This is a genomic window from Nocardia salmonicida NBRC 13393, from assembly GCF_001613085.1.
In the GTDB taxonomy this organism is placed as follows: domain Bacteria; phylum Actinomycetota; class Actinomycetes; order Mycobacteriales; family Mycobacteriaceae; genus Nocardia; species Nocardia salmonicida.
Genome location: NZ_BDBR01000005.1, coordinates 179602 through 195571 on the forward strand (window position 1 = coordinate 179602; position 15970 = coordinate 195571).

Consider the following 15970-nt stretch of genomic DNA (forward strand, 5'->3'; position numbering starts at 1 on the left):
GTTTGGGTATGGATGCCGGACCTGTCAGTCCCGAGATACCTCAACTGCCCCGAATCCTGGTCGACCCGCGCCCCGTAGTGCTGGGTGGCTTCGCCCTGTGGGCCATCGCGACCGTGGTCGTGTGGATGAACGAGAGCTGGGCCGATGCCCTCCCGGTGTGCCTGATGGGGCTCGTGGTGGGCGTGCTTGGGTCGTCGATCTTCCTCGCGCAGCGGCGTTCCGCGCGACGTGGCGACAAGGGCGCCCAGGTGGGACTCGACACCGACTAGGCCACCTCGAATTCGTCACTGGTCCCGGTGAGGGGACGGAGCGTGCCGTCTGCGCCCAATACGTCGGCGTAGTGCACGAATCGGTGTGTGCCCGGTTCGGCCGTCGCCGGGATATCCCAGGTGAAGCGGGCGATCGAGACCGCGGCGCCCTCTTTGCGCCAGTGGAAACGGACGTCCCACTCGCCCTCGTTGGCTACCCGCGCCCAACCCGCCGGGGTCTGTCGCTGCACGTGCAGGAAGGTGTCGCCCCGACGCGGATTGTGCTTCGGGTGGGCCGAGACGAATTCGACCACCGCCTGTTCGCCCCGTCGACAGGACGCGGGCTGGACCAGGACATCGCCGAACCCACGACCCGGCGGGGTCGCGTCGGGGCCCGGCACGGCGGCGAAGTTCGGCTGCAGCGCGGAGACATCGCGCGGCGCAGGGCCGCGACCGACGGTCTGCCCCGCCGCGAACGCCTCTGCCAGTCTCGTGAATTCCTGCACATACCCGCACAGTGTGTAGCGGCCGAACAGCGTCGAGGCGCCCTCGTACTGTTGCGCGTCGTACTCCTCCGGCGTGGTGACGTATTCGTGGTAGCTGTTCGAATAGCCCTGTAGCAGCACCTGCTCCAGCTCGACGCCGAGCACCGCCGCCACCGCGCGGCGCACGCGCAGCCCCGCGACGATCGTGAATTCCCCGCCGGCCGCGGCCAGATACAGGTCGCCGATGCGAACCAGCTGGATCGGCACCACATTGGGCACCCACGGCACCGGCGGCATCAACCCGAGTGGGGCGAAGATCGCTTTGGGGGCCTGGGCGTCGGCGAGCCAGGCGGGGTGCGGATGGTCGATGCCGCCCAGGAAGTCGACCATCGGGTTGCGCACGCCTTCGGGAATCGGGCCGCCGGGCAGGCCGGGGCCGTCCTCGACACTGCCCGCCGCCAGCGAGACGCCCGCCGCGGCCGGGGCGGTGCGTCGCGGGGCGCCGTCGGGGGTGAAGCGGCCGTCGATCGTGAGCGCGGCGAGGTCGATGTAGCAGAGCATCGAGGCCACCTCGGCCCGCTGCGCGGTGCCCTGCGCCGCGGCCTGTTTCGCCGCGTGGTGCTGGCGTTCGCCGAGGATCCTGGTGTTGGCGAACTCGTCGGTGGTCGGTCCGTTGCCGGGCGTGAGGCCGAGATTGGGCGACATGTCACCGGCATTGGTCTGCGCGAAGGCGGCGATGAAGTCGGCGCCGTCGAGGTAGCGGACGCCGTGTTCGAGGTGTTCGGCGGCGTAGCTGGCGTAGCCCTTGTTGTCGGAGCTGATCAGGCGGTTCGCGTTGGTCATCGAGGTGTTGTGGGTGGCGAACCAGGTGAGCGCACCGACCTGACGGCCTTTCCTGGCGAACTCCAACGTGGTCACCGCCGGGTCGATCGCGTCGGGGAAGACCGCGCGATCGGCGGCCGGATTGCGGTCGAAGGCCACACGCGAGCGGTTCACGCTGGCATCGTGCAATTGCGCGCGGCCGAGGGTGATGGAACCCGGCGCGACATCCGCGTCGGCCGCGACGATCGCCTCCACGATCCCGTCGACCTCGGCGTCGAAGACCTGCTGCTGGAATCCCATCGTCGCCAGCGTGTAGGCGTAGTCGTGTGCGGAACCACCGCAACTGGCGTGGGTGTGTGTGGAGGTGAGGACGACATTTCGTTCGGAATATCGATCGCCGAAACGGCGGGCGAGCGCCAGCAGCACCGCGCCGTGGACCGAGCCGAACAACGCACCGTTCTCCACCGCGACGAGTGCGATCCGATTTCCGCGCGCCCCGATCACGAACGCGCGAGCGCGCGGGCGCAGATGAATTCCCGCTGTGGCCTGTTCGAACTGCGAGTAGCCCATCATGCCGCATTCCGCGGCCGGGCCCGTGAGGTCGGCGATACCGAGCCCGAATTCGAATCCCTCCGGATTCGCATGTGCGACCGGCATTCCCATGGTGGAGATGACGGGCAGGGCGCTGGCACTCAGTGCCGAGGCGGCAAGCATCGTGCGGCGGGACAGGGACATCGGGCGACTCCTTCGTAACTTCCATTTCGGAGACAACCACATCAACTGGTCAAATGTCCAGGATTTTCTGGCGGACCGGCGAATTGACTGTTCGTGGCGTGGGCGCTTAACTCGCACAGTGTCCTCCCGATTGAGCGTCGAAGAACGACGAGCCCACCTGATCGAGGCAGCGATCGGTCTCGCCGAGAAAAAGGGCGTGGCGGGCGTGACCACGCGCGATGTCGCCCAAGCGGCCGGTGTCTCGCTAGGTGTGGTGCATTACTGTTTCGAAAACAAGGACGCGCTGATGACCGAGCTGGTCAAAGCGCTCTCAATGGAATTGCGCGATTCCGTCGATGCCGATGAATCGGTATGGGAAGACGCCGGAACAGGAAAAGAAGCACTTCAGAAATTGGTGCGCCGCGGTTTGGAACTGATGTGGCGCAACATCGAAGCCACTCCCGAACGACAGTTGCTGACCTACGAGACCACCACCTACGCACTGCGCGAGGGTGAGTCGACCCCGGCCAAGCTGGCGATCGCCCGCGAGCAGTACGGGTTCAACGACAGCACCATCGCCGATGTGATCAACCAATGCAGCGAGGCGACCGAAACGCGATGGAACACACCGGTGCCGACGCTGAGCCGATTCATGCTCAATGTGATCGACGGGATCGTGCTGCGGTGGCTGGTCGATGACGACAGCGAATCCGTGCAGACTCAGCTCGATCTGCTCGCCGAGATGATCACCGCCCACGCGGCATAGCTCGACGCGGATCTACCCGCGCGGCACCTGCACGTGGACGACATCGCCTTCGCACCACCACGGGACGCGGACGGTGCCCGAGAGCGCGCCCCGCAGATGCACTTCGAGAGTCTCGTGCAGGACCAGCTCGCCGGTGCTGTCGCGCGGGGACCACAGCTGGCGCAGCACTACGCCCAAAGGTTCTGCGGCCCAGGTGCTCCGGCGGCCGGTCCCGAGCACCTCGGCGCTGATCTCCTCCGAGACCAGCGGGAGATCGAGCAAGGTGGCCAGCGCCTCGGCGTGTGCCGTGTCTCCGACGACGAGGCGTTGCGGCGGGACGACCAAGCCGAAGCAGGGCTGGTCGAGAACCATGGCGGTGCTCGCGTCGACGACGTCGCCGGACAGGGCGCGGATCTGCTCGGGGAGATCGAGTTCGCGCGGATCGAGGACGCCGGCCGCGACCGCCGCGGCAAGGCGGGCATTGGTGCGGGCGATCACCTCGGGGGCAGGCGATTTCGACGGATCGGCCAGCGCGTCGAGCAGTTCCTCGGCCAGCTCGGCGGACATGACGTCGGGGCGGACGAGCGCGGGGCGCAGCGCGTCGAGGTCGGTGCCGTCGATGCCGATTGCCGCGAACACCGGTAGGAGCCCGGCGAATTCGTTGTCGTCGGGGTGGTGGAGTCGGCCGAGCGGGATGCCGTCGATGTGGGCGTGGCGGTGCAGCCACCAGGTGGTGTAGCCGTCGCGATCGGCGAGCAGCGCGCGGGTGCGTGGCTCGGACAGCAAGTGGCGCAGGGCTTGTGGCCAGCGGTCTTCGTCGACCAGGTCGAGGTCGCGTACCGCGGTGAGCTCGCGGGGGTCTTCGGAAAGGCTGTTCCACCAGGACTGTTCGTCGTCGAGGTCGTGGTCGGGGCCGATCGGCTCTGGATCGGTGAGTACCGCGAAGCCCCAGCCGACACCGATCGCGCGCAACGCTTGCTCGCCGTACTCGGCGACGACGGTGTCGGCGACGGTGCCGAAGGGGGCATCGGACGCCAGGACCTCGGCCAGCGGCGCCCCGGGGAGCAGCAGCTCGTCGGCGGGGCTCAGTTCGCCTGTGTCGTCGGGCAATTCGAGTAGGCCGAGCCAGTCGGGCAGCGAGCCGGCAGAGGCGTAGGGCGCCAGCTGGAGTACCGCGGCGACCGTGTCCGGGTCGGCCGGATCGTGCTCGAGCAGGTCGTGCAGAGCGGGATCGGTGAGCAGGTCGTCCGAACTCGCGCTGCGGGCACCCAGGCGACCGAGGAGCGGGTGCGTGGCGTCCGGGTGGACCAGGCGAGCCCAGTGCACCGGCACGGCCACCGTGAGCTGATCATCGAGCACCACGGTCCGCGGGCCGGTGACCAACCGTCCGTCGGTCAGCGGCACGGCCAGCGCGCCGAATTCCTCGGCGGTCCTGGTATCGACAACGAACGGTTCGAGGGTCGCGTAAAACCGCCGCCACCATCGTGGTTCACGGTGCAACCCGCTCGACAGCTCGGCCAGCGCGGCAGGCCCGAGCCGATGGACGTCGAGGACCGCCAGCTTGTCCTGACCGGCGCGGCCGGACAGCTCCGGAATCACCAGCGGACCGGTGATCTCGGCCAGGATCGCGGCCAATTCCGTTGTGAGATCGGGGAATACGCTCGCCCGTGTGGGCGTGCTACACGGCGAGTCCGCTGCGGTCGGTTCGTATGCGGACGATTCCGCCGACGCGAAAGGGTCGCTGTACGGTGCGGATTCGTCCGGTCCGAACGTCGTCGTGGGGTGAGAGCCGTCGGCCTCGTCAGCCGCGAACAGATCCATGAGGTCTGGGACAGCCTTGCCGACCGGCGTGGATTCAGCGGGACCGACGGAGGCGGAGATGCCGCCGGGCGCTGCCGATTCGCCCGTTGTGCCGCCGGGTTCGGCAAGGTCCGGTGCGGGCTCCATCGGGTCCCACGAGTCCACCGGTTCGGCGGTGCGGGCGGCACAGACAGGGAGCCAGGGGTTGGTGCGAAGCTCGGTGATCAGCGCTTCGCGAAGGAGGGCGTCGGCTTCGCTGCGGGCGAAGCCGGGGGTGGGGACCAGGACGAGACGGTCCCGTGGCGGGAGAGCGCGAGCGAACTCCGCGTAGCCCGTTGCCAATTCGGTGAGGCGGGCGCCGGGGAGGAGGCGGCGGCGATCGGGTTGCATGGGGATGTCGGCGACCAAGATCGCGGGGAGGGAGAGTTCCTCGTCGGAGCGGGTGGGGGCGCGCAGGACGTCCGGGGCGGTCGCGACGGGGCGGCCCTCGCGCAGTGGGAGTAGCCAGCGGGCCCTGGGAGTGCGGTACTGCCACCAGTTTCGGCGTGTGCCGGACGGGAGGGTGATCGTCAGCTGGGAGAGGGTGCCGGTCTCGTTAGCCACGACAGCGGCGTCGACCGTGGCAGCGGCTGTGCCGACCGTAGCGGCGTCGGTGCCGGTCAGACCGGCGGTGGTGCCGGCTGAAGCGTCAGTGGTGCCAGCCGATGCGACGGTGGTGGCGGTGACGCTCGACAGCGCGGCGTCGGAGCGAATGGCACCAGCGGGTTGGTTGGTAGCGAGAATCTCGATCGCGCTGGTGAATTCGTCGGATTCGATTCGGATGCGCTGTAGGGCGGGCAGTTCCAGGAGGAGGTCGGGGGCCTCGGCTCGCATGGCGTCGAGGAGGGCGGTGGCGTCGATGTCGTCGCGGAGGTGGACGACGATCTCGGTGTCGGTGCCCGCGAGTGGGGTGGTCGGTACCGGCCAGGCGAGCCGGAGGACCGGGGGCGCGATGGCGGCCAGGTCATCGGGGATGCCGATGCCGGTGTCGTGCAAGGCGTTCAGTGTCGCCACGCGGGAGAAGCGGAGGGATCCGGTCGTCGAGCGGATCTCGATCTCGTCGCCGACGGACCGCACGGCGGTGAAGCCGACGCCGAAGCGGCCCACCTGGGTGGTGTCGGCCTTGCCGGAGGCACGCAGTGCCGTCAACGCGTGCACACCGGAAACGCTCAACGGCGCGCCGGTATTCGCGACGTGCAAACGGCCGTCGAGCACCCGCACGGTCAGCGCGCCCGCGACTCCGGCCTTCGCCGCGGCGTCGGCCGCGTTCTGCGCGAGTTCGGTGAGCAACCGATCCCGGTAGCCCGCGGCCACCAGATCCGCCTCACTGGCACTGTCCTCCCGCAACCGCGTCGGCGAATCCCGCCACGCCGCGAGTACTCCGGCCCGCAGCTGCGCAGTACCGAACGGGTCCCCCGCTCCGTTCAGCTCGACACCGACGATCCGTGCTCACTGGCGTCAGCGGACTCCGCGGCCTCGGTGACCGGTGCGGTCTCGGCCGTGATGACCTCGTCGGCCGACTCCGGCAGCGCACCCTCGGCGAGTGCCGAACGCTCGGCGTCCACCGCGGCCACTGCCGCGGCCTCGGCGGTTTCCTGCTGATCGCCCGCCTGCGCGGCCGCTGCCTCGCCGACCGCGGTCAACGAGTCAGGACTCGGCTCGGTCGCGGAGACCGGGGTCGCCGGGTCGGTCATCGTTTCAGCCGCGATCTCCACAACCTCGATCGCGGGGTCGGCGGTCGTCTCGGCGACAACCTCCACAACCTCGATCGCCGGGTCGGCGGTCGTCTCGGCGACAACCTCCACAACCGCTGTTGCGGCGTCGGCGGTCTCGGGCGCGGCATCGTCGACGGTCGTTGCCGGGTCTTCGGCGGCCACCTGGGACTCGGCCTCGTCGATCGCCTTCTCGACAGCCGGGCGGACGATGTCGACGAAGTCCACCGCGTGGTCGTCGAACGCCTCGTACAGCGGCGATCCGTTGCCGCTGGGGGCGACCACGTCGGAGTGGGCGCCACAGCCGTAGGCGATGTGGACGACGTGGCCGTCGGCGCCCATCGCATTGCCGCAGACGCCGAAGGACTCGCGCAGGGCGCCGGCCAGCGGCAGGTAGAAACCGCACATGCCGCAGGGCGCCGGGGCGGCCTTGGCCATCTCGGTATCGGGGCCGAACTCGGTGAACCACCGCTCGGCGGCATCGGCGCGACCTTCGACGCTGAGAACCTGCACGCGGCCGAGGCCGACCTCGCGGGCCACCTCGTCGATCACCGGATCGCCGGTGGCCACGTAGCCGGGGACGAGGCGGGGGTCGTCGGCGGGCGTGGCGAGCAGGTCGCCGGGGCCTAGGTCGCCGGGACGCACACGCTGGTCCCACGGGATGAAATCGGGGGCGATCAGGGCATCGAGGGCAGGCAACAACGCCGACTCACTCACCGTCGCGTGGTCGGCACCCGGGGGCGCGGCGACCACGACGGCCCACTGCCAGCCGCGGTAGCCGGGCAGGGTCGCCTCGAACCGGTGGGTGGCCGCGGTGTCGTCCTCGGCGCTCACCCCCAGATGGACTCCTACCCCGTCGGGTTCCAACGCGACGAGCGCACGACGTGCGACCTCGGCCGCGTCGGCCAGAACGGGACGCACGCCGGACTCCGAAACAGATACTGCGCTCACGGCATACATTTTGCCGTATGAAGTGCAATCGCAGTTCGTTGGCCGTCGCAGTGCTGGTCAGTGTGCTCGCCGCGGGGGCTTGTGGCGGACCCGAGGAGCCGGGTCCGGCGCGGTTGCGCGTCGAGGTGATCGGCTCGTCACCGCACGATCCACAGGCCTTCACCCAGGGCCTGGAAGTGGTCGACGGCATCCGCTACGAGAGCACCGGCATGTGGGGCGTGTCGACCGCGCGAGCCACCGACCAGCGCACGGGCGCCGAAACAGCCCGCGTCGACCTGCCCGGCCGGGTGTTCGGCGAGGGCATGACCCGGGCGGGCGCGATCGTCTGGCAGTTGACGTGGCAGGACGGCTTCGCCATCGCCCGCGACCCGGTGACCCTCGCCGAAACCGGTCGCGCCGCCTACGCGGGCGAGGGCTGGGGTCTGTGCGCGCAACCACACCGGTTGGTGATGAGCGACGGCACCGGCACGCTCACCTTCCGCGACCCGGTGACCTTCGCGCAGACCGGTTCGGTGACCCTGTCCGGCTATCGCGATCCGAAGCCGAACGAGTTGGACTGCGCCGACGACGGCACGGTCTACGCGAACAACTACCCGACGGACGAAATACTGCACATCGATCCCGAGACCGGCCGGATTCTCGCCGTCATCGAGGCGGCCGGGCTGCTCACACCCACTGAACGAGCGGGCACCGATGTGCTCAACGGCATCGCTCACCTACCCGGCACCGATCGTTTCCTGCTGACCGGAAAATACTGGCCGCGCATGTTCGAAGTACGTTTCGTCGAGAAATAGGGGTACCCCCACAGGGTGAATCAGGACGATGTGGCCGACATTGCCGCGGCGCGAGTGAACACGCACAGCCCGAGTGCGACAGAATTGGACTTGTGACTACGCCCCGCGATCCATCCGGTCCCGACCGTGGTCGCCGGGACGGTACTGCCGCCGACCCGCACCCCGGCTACGGGCAGTACCCGCCGCGCGCACCGCGCAAGGTCTTCCCCCGGCCCGAACGGCCGCTGCCCGCCGAGCCGCCGACGGTCCGGTCGAAGAGCCTGTTCCGCCGCAACCGCCCCGTCGACCCGGCCGCCCCGACCACCCCTGTGCCGACAGCGGGAAAAGCCGCGCGCGCACCGACGGAGTATCCGAAGAGCCGACCGGTTCCACCGCGCAGCGAGCATCCGAGTCCGCCCGCCGACGAGCGGGGCCGACCGGCCGCACCACGCGACGAGCGATGGCACGCCGACCCGGCTCGTGACGAGCAGCCACGGTCGATCCCGGATCACGAGGGCACCGGCCCGGATGGCACCCGCCCTTCCCCCCGCGACGAAGGCGTCGACGACCCGGTCAACCAGCGCGTCCCGCGCAAACTCACCGTCACCCGAGTAGCCGCCATGCGCAGCCGTGAACTCACCGAACGCGGCATCGCCACCTTCCAGCGCGCCGCCAAGGCCGACGGAGCCGATCAGTCCGGCCTGACCGCGCTCACCTACGCCACCATGGCGAACTTCGCGCTCGATGCCGCGATCGCCGTTGCCCTGGCCAACACCCTGTTCTTCGCCAGCGCCACCGCCGAATCCAAAACCAAGGTGGCCCTGTACCTGCTGATCACCATCGCCCCGTTCGCGCTGATCGCGCCCCTGATCGGTCCGCTGCTCGACCGCCTGCAACGCGGTCGCAGGCTGGCGCTGGCGACGACCTTCGGCCTGCGCGCGGGTTTCGCGCTGCTGTTGATCTTCAACATCGACACCTGGGGCCTGTATCCCCTCGCCCTGTGCATGATGGTCGGCTCGAAATCCTTCGCGGTCCTCAAGAGCGCGGTGACTCCGCGCGTGCTGCCACCGGATATCGACCTGGTCCGCACCAATTCCCGGCTCACCGTCTTCGGCCTGGTCGGCGGCACCATCGGCGCGGGTGCGCTGGCCGCGCTCGCCGCCCTGATCGCGGGTTCCACCGGTGCGTTGATCTTCGCCACCGGCATCGCCATCGCTGGCGCGTATCTCAGTCTGCGCATTCCGAGCTGGGTCGAGGTGACCGAGGGCGAGGTCCCCGCGACGCTGACCTATCACGGCCCCGATGCCAACACCGAGGTCATCGAACGCGGCCAGGATTCCCCGGTGCCCGCGCGGAAACGCCGTCAGCCGCTGGGCCGAGCCGTGGTCACCGGCCTGTGGGGCAACAGTTCGATTCGGGTGCTCACCGGGTTCCTCACCTTCTACATCGCCTTCGTGGCCAAGGGTTCCGGCGGCAGCCCCACCGAACAGGCGGCGATGCTCGGCCTGGTCGGCGCGGCGGCGGGCATCGGCAACTTCAGCGGCAATGCGACCGGCGCCCGACTGCAACTGGGCAGACCGTCGCCGGTGGTACTCGGCTGCACCGGCGCGTGCGCGGTGGTGGCGCTGTTCGCCGCGTTCACCGGAAACCTGTTCGGCGCCGCCGTGGCCGCGCTGGTGGCCTCGGCGGCCAGCGCGCTCGCGAAGGTATCCCTCGATGCCGCCATCCAGGACGACCTCCCACCGGAGTCGATCGCGTCCGGCTTCGGCCGCTCGGAGACCGTGCTGCAACTGAGCTGGGTCGTCGGCGGGGCGGCCGGTGTGTTGATGCCGATCGAGTACTGGAAGGGTTTCGCGTTGATCAGCGTGATCCTGCTGGCCGGTCTGCTGCAGACGTTCGTCAGCTATACCGGGCACTCGCTGCTGCCGGGTCTGGGCGGCAATCGCCCCCAGCATGTCGAGCAGGAAGTGCCCAACACCCATCCGAGAGGGACAGGAGACCCCACCTGGTGAGCAAGCTCAACGCTCGAACGATCGTCGCGCTGGTCGCGGCCGGACTGTTCGCCGTCGTCGCGGTGACCGCGGGGCTGGTGGCCTTCGCTGTGTCGAAGGCGCCCGCGCACAATCCGAAGCTCACCGCGTACGCGCATGGCACGACCATCACCGTCGACCCGTTCATGTACTGCACGGTCAGGATGGAGGACTGTCGCTACGGCGAAACCGCGCCGCTCGTCGTCCCCGCCGGTGAACCCGTGCAGCTCTCGCTGCCCGACGCGATCTCCCAATCGCCGTGGCTCATCCAGCTGATCTATCAGCGCCCCAGCGGCGAACAGCTGGACCGGGTGCTCAGTTTCGCCGATTACCCCGACCGCGCCAGGGCATTGACCATCGAGTCGAATCCGGAACCGGGTCTGCGCCTGAGCGGCATCGAAGTACAGCTGCCGATCCTGGCCCGCGATATCGCCACCGGCCGGGAAACCTATGTCCCCCACGCCGCCTGGTCGATCGTCACTCCCGAACCGGAGCCGCGCGAGCCCTGACCCAGAAAACGAGACCGGCCCCGAACGCATGCGTTCGGGGCCGGTCTCGTCGAGACTCAGTGGTCGAGTTCGCGAGCCACGGCTCGCACGACCTCGGAAATCCGCTGCGACATCTTGCGATCCGGGTACTTGCCCCGCCGCAGGTCCGGCTGCACGGTGCTCTCGAGCAGCGTGATCATGTCCTCGACCAGGCCGTGCAGCTCGTCGGGCGACTTGCGCGGCCCGGCGTCCTTGCGCGCGGGCATCTGCCCACGGTCACGGTCGCGCGCGACGGTCGGCGGCGCCTCCAGCACCGTCACGCTGAGCGCCTGCGGCCCACGGCGACCGGCGGCCATGCCGAATTCGACACGCTGTCCGGGCTTGAGTCCCTCGACGCCCTCGGGCAGTGCGGACGAGCGCACGTAGACGTCCTCGCCCTCGTCTTGAGACAGGAAGCCGAAGCCCTTCTCGACGTCGTACCACTTCACCCGGCCGGTCGGCACTGCGCTCACCCGTTCATCATTCGGCACCCGAACCCTTGTGGCCCGGGTTACACATTTTGCTTGTCGCGAAAAGAACGCGCCCCCCAACAAGGCGGGACGCGATGTGGTGCGAGTCTACCCCGGTGGCTATAACGCGAGCACATCAGTTTTACGGTTCACCGGTGACGAACTCACCAGATCCGGCCACGCCCGGTCCTCGACGCTCCGGCGATCGCCTACTGCACGTGGCTCTCGCCCTGTTCGGCATCGGAATCCTGGCGGTGATCGGGATCTTCGTGACGCCGATCGTGTCCGACAGCGATCCGGGTCTGTGGCTGTACGGCCTGGCGATGCTCGCGCCGGTCGGCTTCCTGCTCGCGCTGATATTCGCGCTGTGGTCGGGCCGACGCGCACGTTGATGCGTCAACCGGGTACCCCTCCGGATACCTTCCAGCCAAACATGTGATCTTCGTCACATAACGGTCCGGTTACGAACTGAGCGCACAGCCGTAGCGCACATTCGCCACCGCGACTACCTGCGCGGACGCATCAGGGATCACCCTGAGACGACCCCGAGACCCACCGGGACCCGCCGGTTACCAAATAGTGACATTCGCCGCTGACCGTCGTACCGTTTCTCTCAGCCGGGGTAACCCCCGGAACCACCGGCCCGCCGCATCGAACCTCACCCCGCGGGTACCGGACCCCGATTGGAAACAAGGGATGAGGGCGGACCGGGAGACCTCTCAGTCCGGGCCACATGCAGGTGCGAACGAGAGGAAGAAACCCGATATGAGTGGACGCCACCGCAAGCCGACTTCCACCGGGCGCACTGCTGCCAAGGTCGCCGTCACCGGCGCGATCTTCGGCACCGCAGCCGCAGCCCTCGCCGGAAACGCCAGCGCGGCCCCTGACTCCGACTGGGATCGCCTCGCACAGTGTGAAGCCGGCGGCAACTGGGGTATCAACACCGGCAACGGTTTCCAGGGTGGGCTGCAGTTCTCGCCCTCCACCTGGACCGCGCACGGTGGTAGCGAGTACGCCGCCTCCGCCAACCAGGCCACCCGCGAACAGCAGATCGTGGTCGCCGAAAAGGTTCTCGCTTCCCAGGGTTGGGGCGCTTGGCCCTCCTGCTCCTCGCAGCTGGGTCTGAGCAGCGGACCGTCCGAACGTGTCGCTCCCTCGGCGCCGAGCTGGGCACCGCAGGTCAACGTGCCGCAGGTCCAGGATCCAAGCCAGGAAGTGTTCTCGGCCGTAGATCGCGCACTCACCGTCGTGCAGCAGCAGGGCATCGCCGTGCCGCAGCAGGCTCTCGACTTCGTCAACTCCGCCAAGGGTGCTCCGCTGGACCCGGCCGTGATCGACTTCTTCCAGGCGAACAAGGGTCTGCTGCCCTCCTGATCGCCCGCACACATAACAAGAGCCCGCATCCTCGAGGATGCGGGCTCTTGTCTTTCTCGTCCGAATTACACCCGGTTGATGGTGGTCTGGGGGTGCACGTACGGCAGCGATGCGGCCGGGACGGGAAACTCGGTGTCCTCACCGAAAGGCGAGAGATTACCGGCACGGGTCGACGACAGTTCGGTCACGGCGTGCTCGCCGTCGGCCACCTCGGGCCAGCCGTTGTCGACGTAGGGTTTCTTCGATTTGTTCACCACCGGCTCATTCTGGCATACCCGACACAGTGCCCATCAGCGGCTGGCGCCGCAGTTCTCGGCCTGGAGGCCTCGATCTTCCCTCCCTCCGGGCACTCCTTCGTCGCACCCTTCGCTCAGTCCAGATCGAGGCGGCCGAGAACTGTAGGCTCGATCGGTGATCGCGACAGACTCTCTCGCCGATTGGCTCGGTGCGCGCACCGATGCCCAGCTGGTGAAATTGCTGCAGTTGCGGCCCGACCTGGCGGTGCCGCTGCCCGCGTCGATGTCGGTGCTCGCGGTGCGCGCCCAGCAGCGCGCGTCGGTGCTGCGGGCCGCCGACGACCTCGACACCCTCGAGTTCGCGATCATCGAGGCGCTCACGGCCAATGAGGACGCCCGCACCATCGGCGCCGAACTCACCCCGCTCACTCGCACCACCCTGCACGCGCAGCTCGAGGGTCGCGTCACCAAGACCGCGCTCACCGCCGCGCTGACCCGGCTGTTCGACCGCGCACTCGTCTGGCAGGTCGGCGACGACCTAGACCTCACACCCAGCGCCGCCGAAGCCCTCCCCTGGCCGCTCGGCGCGACGACAGCGCTTCCCGACGCCCTCACCGAGCCCGAGGTCACCGCCGCGCTGGCCACGGCGAGCCCGCCCGAACGCGCGCTGCTGGACAAACTCGCGACCACCGGCCCGCGCGGTCGCACCAGGGATGCCGCACCGGGCACCGACCCCGATCGTCCGGTGCCGCGTCTGCTCGCCGCGCGGCTGCTGCACTGGATCGACGACGAGACCGTGGAGTTGCCCGTCACCGTCGGCCAGATCCTGCGCGGCGAGCCCGTCACCGACCCGCACGCGCTCGCCCCGCCCAAACCCGCACTCGTCAAGAACGCCGCCACCGAGGTGAATGCCGTGGGCGCGGGCGAGGTCGGCGAACTGCTGCGCGACGCAGGCGACCTGATCGACGCTCTCGGCAACCTGCCCGCCCCATCGCTGCGCGCAGGCGGACTCGGCGTGCGCGAATTGCGCAGACTGGCTAAACAGACCGGCATCGACGAACAACGCACCGGCCTGCTGCTCGAATTGCTGGCCGCGGCGAAACTCGTCGAAAAGGGCCTGCCGGAGCCGACGCCCGACCTCGACTCCACCGACGACTTCTGGGCGCCGACACCCGCCGCGGATGCCTGGCTCGACGCCCCGCCCTCGACCCGCTGGGTGACGCTGGCGCAAGCGTGGCTGGAACTGGATCGGATGCCGTGGATGATCGGCCTGCGCGACGCCGCCGACAAGCCGCTCGCGGCCCTGTCGGCGGAGCTGCGCGTCCCCCATGCGGTGCGTGACCGCGCGGCGATCCTCGGCCTGCTCGCCGAGTACCCGACTGGCACCGCCGTGACGCCCGCCGACATCGGCAAGCTGCTGGCCTGGCGGATGCCACGCCGCCGCAGACATTTCCGCCTCGAAGCCGTCACCGCGACGCTCGCCGAAGCGGCGGTCGTCGGCCTGTTGGGACGCGGCGCTCTCGACTCCGCCGCCAGGGCCCTGCTGCACGGTTCCGTCGCCGACGCCGAATCGGAGATGGCCGCGGCGCTGCCGAAACCGGTCGACCACGTCCTGGTCCAGGCCGACCTGACCGTGATCGCGCCCGGCCCCCTGGTCCCGGAACTCCGCGGCAAGATCGCCCTGGTGGCAAACGTCGAATCGGCGGGCGCCGCGACGGTGTACCGAGTCAGCGACGCCACGGTCCGGCGCGCCCTCGACGCCGGTCTCACCGCCGCCGAACTCCACGCCCTGTTCGCCACCCACTCCCGCACCCCCGTGCCGCAGTCGCTGACCTACCTCATCGACGATGTGGCCCGCCGCCACGGGCAACTTCGGGTCGGCATGGCCCAGTCCTTCCTCCGCAGCGACGACCCCGCACTGCTGGCCCAGGTCCTCGCCGCCCCGGTAGCCGACACCCTGGTGCTACGCGCGATCGCCCCCACCGTGGCGATAGCCCTGGCCCCGCTGAGCGAAATGCTCGACCAACTCCGCAAAGCGGGCTTCGCTCCCGCGGGCGAGGATTCCGGCGGCACCATCGTCGACCTGCGCCCCCGAGGCGCGCGGATTTCGGTCCGCCCCCTGGCCCGCAGGCCGTACCGCCCGACCCCGCCGAACGAGGACCAACTCTCCCAACTGGTCACCGAACTCCGCGCGGGCGAACGAGCGGCCGGTGCCCGCACCGGCCGCTCGGTCCGCACCGACGGCAGCCGCACCGGCACCGCGGCCACCCTGGCCCTGCTCCAACTGGCAGCGAGGGTGGGCCGCCCGGTGAACATCGGTTATGTGGACGCCCAGGGCGTAGCAACCCAGCGAGTGGTCGAGCCGCTGCGCGTCGGCAACGGCCAGCTGGACGCGGTGGACCCGGTCAGCGGGGCCACCCGCCACTTCACCCTCCACCGAATCGCGTCGGTGGCCCTGCTCGATTAGGGCTTGGCCATGCAGAAGGTCGTCTTCGGATCGGGCACCGTCCGGAACTGCGTGGCGTCCACCCCGCACAGCAGTTCATCGGTCTGCCCGTCGATCCGCTTGACCACCTTGAACGTGGCCTCGGGCGCGGTACAGGCGACAGACTTCGCCGGCCGCTTGCCCGCATCCGCGTAGCAGCTGCCCTCGGCGAAGTTGGGCGCAAGGCACAGGGTGTTCTTCGCGTCCCCGACCGTGCCGTTGAAGGCGGCGTTGTCGGCCGCGCAGTCCGCCGTGCCGACCTTCGCGATCCGGTAGCCGGATTTCGCCGACGAGCAGTCGCCCACCGTCGCTTTCATCGCGTCGGCGGCGTTGTCACTGACCTCCACGCACGACCCCACCGCGACAGCACCGGCCGACGACGAGTCATCGGACGAGCACGAAACCACGGCACCGACCAGGGCCATCGCGGCCACCGGGCCGAGCACGATCCGCGCCAACAGCCGCTTCTCCGGGAAAATCACTGAAAACCTCACTCACCGAACGGTTCAGGGTGAACACAACGTCGGTGACGATACCCAAGTGCCCCGAGCCCGCGCTC

Annotated in this window: 13 protein-coding genes and 1 pseudogene; 8 read left to right on the forward strand and 6 right to left on the reverse strand. The window is 69.2% G+C overall.

The window, feature by feature from the left end:
• Nucleotides 1-8 precede the first annotated feature (8 nt).
• Nucleotides 9-269: a DUF2530 domain-containing protein gene (locus tag NS1_RS06450; RefSeq protein WP_056818618.1), complete on the forward strand. Its 261-nt coding sequence runs from the start codon at nucleotides 9-11 to the stop codon at nucleotides 267-269.
• On the opposite strand, the gene NS1_RS06455 is transcribed toward NS1_RS06450, so the two are convergent.
• Nucleotides 266-2290 carry a neutral/alkaline non-lysosomal ceramidase N-terminal domain-containing protein gene (locus tag NS1_RS06455; RefSeq protein ID WP_062982561.1) on the reverse strand — a complete coding sequence of 675 codons (2025 nt, stop codon included), beginning with the start codon at nucleotides 2288-2290 and terminating at the stop codon, nucleotides 266-268. The two genes, NS1_RS06450 and NS1_RS06455, sit on opposite strands and share 4 nt — an antisense overlap.
• Here NS1_RS06455 and NS1_RS06460 point away from each other — a divergent pair.
• Nucleotides 2226-3035 carry a TetR/AcrR family transcriptional regulator gene (locus tag NS1_RS06460; RefSeq protein WP_255284452.1) on the forward strand — a complete coding sequence of 270 codons (810 nt, stop codon included), beginning with the start codon at nucleotides 2226-2228 and terminating at the stop codon, nucleotides 3033-3035. The genes NS1_RS06455 and NS1_RS06460 overlap by 65 nt on opposite strands.
• Nucleotides 3036-3047: 12 nt before the next feature.
• Here NS1_RS06460 and NS1_RS06465 read toward each other — a convergent pair whose 3' ends face one another.
• Nucleotides 3048-6281: a sacsin N-terminal ATP-binding-like domain-containing protein gene (locus NS1_RS06465; protein WP_169812755.1), complete on the reverse strand. Its 3234-nt coding sequence runs from the start codon at nucleotides 6279-6281 to the stop codon at nucleotides 3048-3050.
• 395 nt (nucleotides 6282-6676) lie between these two features.
• A pseudogene (locus NS1_RS41530) lies at nucleotides 6677-7525 on the reverse strand (DUF3027 domain-containing protein); the annotation flags it as partial.
• 8 nt (nucleotides 7526-7533) lie between these two features.
• Here NS1_RS41530 and NS1_RS06475 point away from each other — a divergent pair.
• From NS1_RS06475 to NS1_RS06485, 3 genes are all read left to right on the forward strand, one after another.
• Nucleotides 7534-8310 carry a glutaminyl-peptide cyclotransferase gene (locus tag NS1_RS06475; protein ID WP_062982564.1) on the forward strand — a complete coding sequence of 259 codons (777 nt, stop codon included), beginning with the start codon at nucleotides 7534-7536 and terminating at the stop codon, nucleotides 8308-8310.
• 92 nt (nucleotides 8311-8402) lie between these two features.
• On the forward strand, nucleotides 8403-10301 hold the full coding sequence (locus NS1_RS06480; RefSeq protein ID WP_062982565.1) for an MFS transporter: 1899 nt from the start codon (nucleotides 8403-8405) through the stop codon (nucleotides 10299-10301).
• On the forward strand, nucleotides 10298-10828 hold the full coding sequence (locus NS1_RS06485) for a DUF2771 domain-containing protein (RefSeq protein ID WP_062982566.1): 531 nt from the start codon (nucleotides 10298-10300) through the stop codon (nucleotides 10826-10828). Before NS1_RS06480 ends, NS1_RS06485 begins: the two co-directional genes overlap by 4 nt.
• Nucleotides 10829-10884: 56 nt before the next feature.
• On the opposite strand, the gene NS1_RS06490 is transcribed toward NS1_RS06485, so the two are convergent.
• Nucleotides 10885-11310 (reverse strand): cold-shock protein, encoded by a 426-nt coding sequence (locus NS1_RS06490; RefSeq protein WP_056818628.1) that lies wholly within the window; start codon nucleotides 11308-11310, stop codon nucleotides 10885-10887.
• A gap of 161 nt (nucleotides 11311-11471) precedes the next feature.
• On the opposite strand from NS1_RS06490, the gene NS1_RS06495 reads away from it, so the two are divergent.
• Nucleotides 11472-11708 carry a hypothetical protein gene (locus NS1_RS06495; protein WP_062982567.1) on the forward strand — a complete coding sequence of 79 codons (237 nt, stop codon included), beginning with the start codon at nucleotides 11472-11474 and terminating at the stop codon, nucleotides 11706-11708.
• Between the two features lie 373 nt (nucleotides 11709-12081).
• Nucleotides 12082-12690 (forward strand): transglycosylase family protein, encoded by a 609-nt coding sequence (locus tag NS1_RS06500; protein ID WP_062982569.1) that lies wholly within the window; start codon nucleotides 12082-12084, stop codon nucleotides 12688-12690.
• A gap of 65 nt (nucleotides 12691-12755) precedes the next feature.
• Here the strand turns inward: NS1_RS06500 and NS1_RS06505 are convergent, their stop codons facing one another.
• Entirely contained in the window at nucleotides 12756-12947 is a 192-nt protein-coding gene (locus NS1_RS06505; RefSeq protein ID WP_062982571.1) for a hypothetical protein, read from the reverse strand.
• 154 nt (nucleotides 12948-13101) lie between these two features.
• Here NS1_RS06505 and NS1_RS06510 point away from each other — a divergent pair, with 154 nt between their 5' ends.
• Nucleotides 13102-15393 carry a helicase-associated domain-containing protein gene (locus NS1_RS06510; RefSeq protein WP_062982577.1) on the forward strand — a complete coding sequence of 764 codons (2292 nt, stop codon included), beginning with the start codon at nucleotides 13102-13104 and terminating at the stop codon, nucleotides 15391-15393.
• Here the strand turns inward: NS1_RS06510 and NS1_RS06515 are convergent.
• Nucleotides 15390-15905 carry an LppU/SCO3897 family protein gene (locus NS1_RS06515; protein ID WP_157125117.1) on the reverse strand — a complete coding sequence of 172 codons (516 nt, stop codon included), beginning with the start codon at nucleotides 15903-15905 and terminating at the stop codon, nucleotides 15390-15392. The two genes, NS1_RS06510 and NS1_RS06515, sit on opposite strands and share 4 nt — an antisense overlap.
• Between the last annotated feature and the right edge of the window lie 65 nt (nucleotides 15906-15970).

What these genes read in the sequence shown, in the direction of transcription:
- NS1_RS06450 (WP_056818618.1), top strand. Translation starts at nt 9, where the DNA reads ATGGATGCCGGACCTGTCAGTCCCGAGATACCTCAACTGCCCCGAATC.
- NS1_RS06460 (WP_255284452.1), top strand. Translation starts at nt 2,226, where the DNA reads ATGACGGGCAGGGCGCTGGCACTCAGTGCCGAGGCGGCAAGCATCGTG.
- NS1_RS06455 (WP_062982561.1), bottom strand. Translation starts at nt 2,290, where the DNA reads ATGTCCCTGTCCCGCCGCACGATGCTTGCCGCCTCGGCACTGAGTGCC.
- NS1_RS06475 (WP_062982564.1), top strand. Translation starts at nt 7,534, where the DNA reads ATGAAGTGCAATCGCAGTTCGTTGGCCGTCGCAGTGCTGGTCAGTGTG.
- NS1_RS06500 (WP_062982569.1), top strand. Translation starts at nt 12,082, where the DNA reads ATGAGTGGACGCCACCGCAAGCCGACTTCCACCGGGCGCACTGCTGCC.